Source organism: Pseudomonadota bacterium (assembly GCA_010028905.1).
In the GTDB taxonomy this organism is placed as follows: domain Bacteria; phylum Vulcanimicrobiota; class Xenobia; order RGZZ01; family RGZZ01; genus RGZZ01.
Genome location: RGZZ01000346.1, coordinates 1 through 5,430 on the forward strand (window position 1 = coordinate 1; position 5,430 = coordinate 5,430).

Annotated in this window: 7 protein-coding genes; 2 read left to right on the forward strand and 5 right to left on the reverse strand. The window is 65.1% G+C overall.

What is annotated here, in order from left to right:
• The coding region (locus tag EB084_18620; GenBank protein NDD30276.1) for a hypothetical protein at positions 1 to 583 on the forward strand (583 nt) is incomplete at its 5' end.
• A gap of 44 nt (positions 584 to 627) precedes the next feature.
• Here EB084_18620 and EB084_18625 read toward each other — a convergent pair.
• The 4 genes from EB084_18625 to EB084_18640 all read right to left on the reverse strand — a co-directional run bounded on the left by EB084_18625 (position 628) and on the right by EB084_18640 (position 3,323).
• Positions 628 to 1,470 carry a DUF229 domain-containing protein gene (locus EB084_18625; GenBank protein NDD30277.1) on the reverse strand — a complete coding sequence of 281 codons (843 nt, stop codon included), beginning with the start codon at positions 1,468 to 1,470 and terminating at the stop codon, positions 628 to 630.
• Positions 1,242 to 1,985 carry a hypothetical protein gene (locus tag EB084_18630; protein ID NDD30278.1) on the reverse strand — a complete coding sequence of 248 codons (744 nt, stop codon included), beginning with the start codon at positions 1,983 to 1,985 and terminating at the stop codon, positions 1,242 to 1,244. The genes EB084_18625 and EB084_18630 overlap by 229 nt, the downstream gene beginning before the upstream one ends.
• A gap of 155 nt (positions 1,986 to 2,140) precedes the next feature.
• The gene (locus tag EB084_18635) at positions 2,141 to 2,860 is read right to left on the reverse strand and encodes a hypothetical protein (GenBank protein ID NDD30279.1); all 720 of its coding nucleotides are present in this window, start codon (positions 2,858 to 2,860) and stop codon (positions 2,141 to 2,143) included.
• Between the two features lie 100 nt (positions 2,861 to 2,960).
• A complete protein-coding gene (locus EB084_18640; GenBank protein ID NDD30280.1) occupies positions 2,961 to 3,323 on the reverse strand; it encodes an XRE family transcriptional regulator in 363 nt (120 codons plus the stop codon).
• Positions 3,324 to 3,506: 183 nt separating this feature from the next.
• Between EB084_18640 and EB084_18645 the strand changes: the two genes are divergently transcribed.
• Positions 3,507 to 3,980, forward strand: a complete 474-nt coding sequence (locus EB084_18645) for an Hsp20/alpha crystallin family protein (GenBank protein NDD30281.1) — start codon at positions 3,507 to 3,509, stop codon at positions 3,978 to 3,980.
• A 48-nt stretch (positions 3,981 to 4,028) separates the two neighbouring features.
• On the opposite strand, the gene EB084_18650 is transcribed toward EB084_18645, so the two are convergent.
• Positions 4,029 to 5,354, reverse strand: a complete 1,326-nt coding sequence (locus tag EB084_18650; GenBank protein NDD30282.1) for a hypothetical protein — start codon at positions 5,352 to 5,354, stop codon at positions 4,029 to 4,031.
• Positions 5,355 to 5,430: the final 76 nt, after the last annotated feature.

The following is a 5,430-nucleotide window of genomic DNA, read 5'->3' on the forward strand; positions in this document are numbered from 1 at the left end:
GTACCCCAACAACTTCGAGGGCGTGAAGCTGAACACGAGCTGGGAATCTTCCGACAAGCGCACTGCCGCCTCGGTGAGCTGGGCGCAGTTTCACCAGGTGAGAGCCGACCCCCCGGAACAGACCACCACCGTGGGCAACATCGACTCGATGTACCCCATGCTGCTCGGCGGAGGCACGGAGCGAGGGCGCTTTCCGGGATTCCTGGCCGACGTGAAGCACACGTTCAAGCGCTCCGAGCTGATGGTGGAAGGCATGTACTCCACCAACAGCACCCCGCGGGGCGGATCTCCGCTCAATGCCTACAACCAGCCGCAGTTCGAGTACGGCTTGCGCGCCACGTACCCCATCGATCCGCGCGTGAACCTGCGCCTCGGCTGGTACCACTCCCACTGGCCCGGCAACCAGGGCATCGCCCTCACCAACGTCAAGCAGGCCGTGACCCATGTGGGCTTTGACTTCACGCTCTCGCCCAGTCACACCATGAATCTCGATCTGCGTCTCATCGACATGCGCGACTTCGTGGGGTCGACCAGCTACAACGCCAATCAGCTGTTCGTCAACTCGGTGTTCAAGCTGCAGTAGTCGGAGCCTACTAAGCGCAGCACGCGAACAGGAGGCGCGACATCCTACACGCTGTGCGCGAAGGGATCAGCGGGCCAGCGGAACCCCGCCGGCTGGGCGTTTCTGGCATGCAGCTCACGCGCCAGCGTGCCGTGCAGGCGGGCCCACTCCTTGCCCAGCGACGAGTCACGCTTCGCCGGCTCGAAGGCGAGGTTCTTCGTCTGCAGCGGGTCGGCCACCATGTCGTACATTTCTTGCTCGATGGCCGTGCCATCGGAGCTGAAGTAGACCGCGTACATCCAGTTCTTCTCGCGCACAGCGCGGATCTCGACCGGCACATCGTGCTTGACGTGGTTCTGGCGCTGGAAGTTGACGCCGCCGCTGAAGCAGTACACGATGGAATCTTGCACGCTGGCGGCGGGGTTGCGCAAGATAGGGGTGAAGTCCTTGCCCACCCACCCGAGACGTCCGCCTGTCTGTGCCGGGATGCCCGCAATGGCGGCCACGGTGGGCAGCACATCGGCGTGGCAGATGAGCGACTCAGTCTCGAGCGGAGATGAGAACCACTTCGGGTACGAGACGATCATCGGCACGTGGATCATCTCTTCGTACGCCGCATACACCTTCTCGCGCATGCCGTGCGAGAGGCCGTTCTCACCGTGGTCGGCGAAGCGGACAATCATGGTGTCGTCGGTGAAGCCGCGAGCGTCAAGCGCGTCGAGGATCTCGCAGATGTGCTTGTCGACCAGCTTCTGCAGACAGGCGTAGAAGTTGACGTAGGCCAGGCGCCACGATCGAAGCCATTGGGGAAGTATTCGATGTCGTGGGGGTTGACCAGTGAGATGATGAGACAGAACGGCTTGTCGCCTTTGTAGGTCTTGATGAAGTCGAGGATGGAGGTCCCCCACCTCTTCACCTGCTTCGCGTCGCCCGGCGACATGCCGTGCACGAAGCGACCGTCGTTGTTTGCCCAGCCCCCGCACAGGGTGGTGACATCGGTGATGCTGTCGCCCGCGTCGGGCGGGTTCCACCCTGGCACGCCGTAGGCCTTGCGAAGGTGCTCTGCGTCTGCGTCAGTCCAGACGTCGCCGATGGGCAGGGAGTTGTGCCACTTCCCCTTGTACTCGACGTGGTAGCCGGCGTCTGCCATGAGGCGGATCAGGTTCTGCTGGAAGGTCTGCAACTGGCCCCCCGTGGGCATGAGCGAGGGCGGCGAGAACGTCTCTGTGACCCCATGTACCGTGGGATACGTGCTGGTGAGAAGGGTGGCGCGGCTGGGGGTGCACTGACACGCCGCGGTGAAGGCGTTCTTGAACTCGATGCCGTGGCGCTTCAGTCGGGCGAACGACGGGAGGTTCTGCTCGACCCAGCCGGCTGGCCAGTGCTGAGGCTGGCGCTGCTGGTCGGTGAAGAGCAGCACGATGTTCGGACGCTTGTCCTTGCGCCCCGGCGCTGCGGAGAACGCCGCCTGTCATTGAAGGGCAAGCAACGAGAGCGCGCTGGCGCCGGCCTGGACGAACTGACGTCGGTTGATGGACATGGCTCCCCCTGGGGGGGATGATGGCGGGGTGCGCCGGATCAGATGCAGCCGTCGTGGGACTTCCCGGCGACTGTGACGAACTCGGGCTTGGGGTCGGGCCCGTTCCATCGCGCGGTGGCCCGGGCGAAGACCAGGGTCATGGCGCGGCGTCGATTCGGGGTGCGGTTGTCGTAGGTCTCGTGCAGGACCATGCTGTGGTGACAGGTGCCGCTCCCGGAGCTCACCTCAACCGCCACCTCTTCGAGCCCCTCGGTGGCGTCGGTGCGGTGCGAGCCACGAAGGAAGCGCATGCAGCCGTTCTTCACCGTAGAATCGTCGAGCGCGATCCACAGCGTCATGACGTCATCCGGATTGATGGGCCAGGATGGTGCATCGCGATGGGCCCGCTTGGCCGAGCCGAAGCAGGCCGGTTTGCACAGCATCTGGTCGACGAGCAGCTTCACGTCGGGGCCTAGAAGCGTGGTGGCGATGCGCACGACGTTCGGGTGCGTGCACAGCTCTGCAAAGACAGGGTCGAAGGTTGTGAGGTGGCGGATCTTGCGAATGCCCATGCGGCGGTCGACCGCCAGCGGCTTCCCGAGCTCCGGTTCGGTCTCGGTATGCTCTCGCGGAAAGTCTACAACGCCGAGCAGAATGTCATCGGCGCGCTTGCGCAGACGTTCGACTTCGGCAAGCTCGAGGACGTCGTTCACGCGAACGAAACCGTCTTGCCAGAACGCATCGACCTGCTGGGCATTTATCAGGGGCGTACTCTGCATCGTTGCGCCGTCTTTCAACGAACGAAGCAAGAATCCTACCCCGAAGGCCCCGCGGTCTGCCGTCAGGTTTTCAGAGACCTGAAGCCCCCGCAGACCCCGGCTAGCGGTGCTTCGAGCGCAGACGGCCTTGCATGGCGAGGGCGGCGGGCTCGATGATCCAGCTCAGCTCGACGTCGCACGCGCGCGCAATGGCCGCTACACGCGCCACATCGAGATGGACCACGTCACCGTTCTCGAGCTTCGAGACCGGATTGGCCGCTGTATAGCCACACTGCACCGCCACCTCTACCTGAGACAGGCCGGCTGCGAGCCGAGCCTCTCGGATGCGTTGGCCGACTGCCAGGCGGATGGATTCAAAATCGAGTGGTTTTCTCTTCTTTGCCATGGGGATGGGCATTCGCTGCTTTGCTCGAAGCCCCTCCTCGATATGAGAATATTTTTTTTTCATATCGAACAAATGCATTGACCCAAACACGCCGGCACAGCAGCCGTCATGCCTGCGGCAGGCGGGTGTGTACACAACGCCTGACGATGGGTACCAACCTCATGGCGACGGTACGTGACCCCAACGCGAACCAGCGCCTCGCACAAGCCCGGCGGCGACGCAAGAAACGCGGCGCCGACCCAGGAAAGAGGTCAAGAAGCAATGCTTGCCAGACGTGAATCCAGACCCCTTCGCGCATTCGCCGACCCGATGCTCGGCATGCTCGACTCGATGCGTGATCTCCAGCAATCCATGTCGGGACTCTTCGGCGACCTGTGGCAGGGCGTGCCTGCCCCAGGGTTTGAGGGGAACCTGGCGCCCGTGAACAGCTATCGGCGGGGAGACGACTACGTCGTGGAATGTCCCCTGGCCGGGGTTCGCAAGGACGACATCGACGTCAACATCGACGGTGATGTGCTGACCATTCGCGCAACGGTGCGCGAGCGAGAGGAGATCAAGGACGAGGCCTACCATCTGCGTGAGATCCGCCAGGGCGTGGTTCAGCGCAGCCTTCGGCTGCCGTTCGAGGTCGAACCGGACAAGACCGAGGCACACTACCAGGACGGCCTTCTCACCCTCGCCATGCACCCCAGTGAAAAGGTGAAGCAGCGTGGCGTGAAGGTCCGGGTGCAGTAGCCCCTCCTCCCCGTTGCAGCATGGTGGAGGCTGCGCGTGCTCGCACCTTCAGGGTGTGAGCACGGCCTCCACGTGCTGCGACTCCCCTGGCGCGGGTCGAAGCCGCACCGTCCACGGCGGCCTGCCGCTCGACGCGGCCACCGTGATGGTGTAGGCACGCCCCGGATGGAGGAAGAGGGTCAGTGGCGTGAGGCCTGCCGGTGTCCCATCGATCTTGACCATGTGACCGTTCCCGTGATCATCCGTCACCGAGACCGTGGCGTCGCCGTCCTCAGGCTGACTCGAGGGCGACGCCGCGGGAGAGACGGGCGAGACGGCTGCGGGAGACCCGGCGTCAGCGGGAAGGGGGGGGCCCTCCCCCGCGGGCGCAGTCGCCCTGTCAGAGGGCGACGACGATGGCGCCGAAGCTGACGGCCAGGGAGACGCGTCGGTCTCTGCCTCCGAGGTTGCAATGGGCAGCGGATCACCCGTCGGAGAGGGCGATTGGGCAGATCCTGGCGTGGAGAGCGCTGCCCTCGACGGCTGTGCGGATGGCTCGCGTGCGCCCGTTGCGGAAGACGGCTCGGCCAGGGGGGCGGCGGCGGTCACTGAGGGCATCGGCGCAGGATATCCCCCCGATGTGGTGCGATAGAGGGTCGCGAACCAAACGGCCACCCCCGCCATGGCAGCCAGGGCCATGACGATGACCACGCTCTGCAGCACCGCCTTGCCGAGGCCGGAGCGCCCGCGGCGATGCTGCGGGAGGGCATCGCTCTGGGCACGCGTGGCCAGGGCTTCGGCGAGGCTCTGACGCACCCGCGTTGCGCGCTGGCGCAGCGCGTGGGGAGAGCGGGAGTCGAGTGCAACGGCCGCCAGAACGAGGTCAGCGCACTCGTAGGCCGATTTGCGACGCATCTCGACCAACGCCCCCGCAAAGCTGTACCAGGCGTCTGGCGCATCCATGCAGAGGTCCTGCAGATACCGCCCGACGGGAATTCCCCGGTCGCACTGCCAGCCACGCACGAATGCCGTGGCCGCCTCCGCCCACCTTCCCCGTTCCAGGGAAAGGGCCGCCGTGCCATACCAGCCCTCAGGCGAATCCGGAGCGCGCTTCAAGCACGCCTTGTAGTATCGCGCAGCGGCCGCCATGTCGCCGGCCAGAAGACATACGAGACCGCGCCTGTCAAACCACGGCGGATAGGCGTCAAACCCGTGCCTCTCGCCTTCTGAGCCCGACGCGCCGTCGTCATCGACATCAAGCCCCCTCTCTCGCGTGCGGCGAGACACCGAGGAGATGGTGGGGGCGTCATCGGCCCCGTCGCGATCAGACGATCGCGACCCACTGGGCGCGGCGTGCAACGGGGGCGCCGAGTACTCCTCGAAAACAACCTCCACCGTGTCGAAGTCGTCTGATGAGGGGGCACTGGCGCTCGCCCCACGAGCGCGTTCGACGTAGTACTCCCACGCGCTC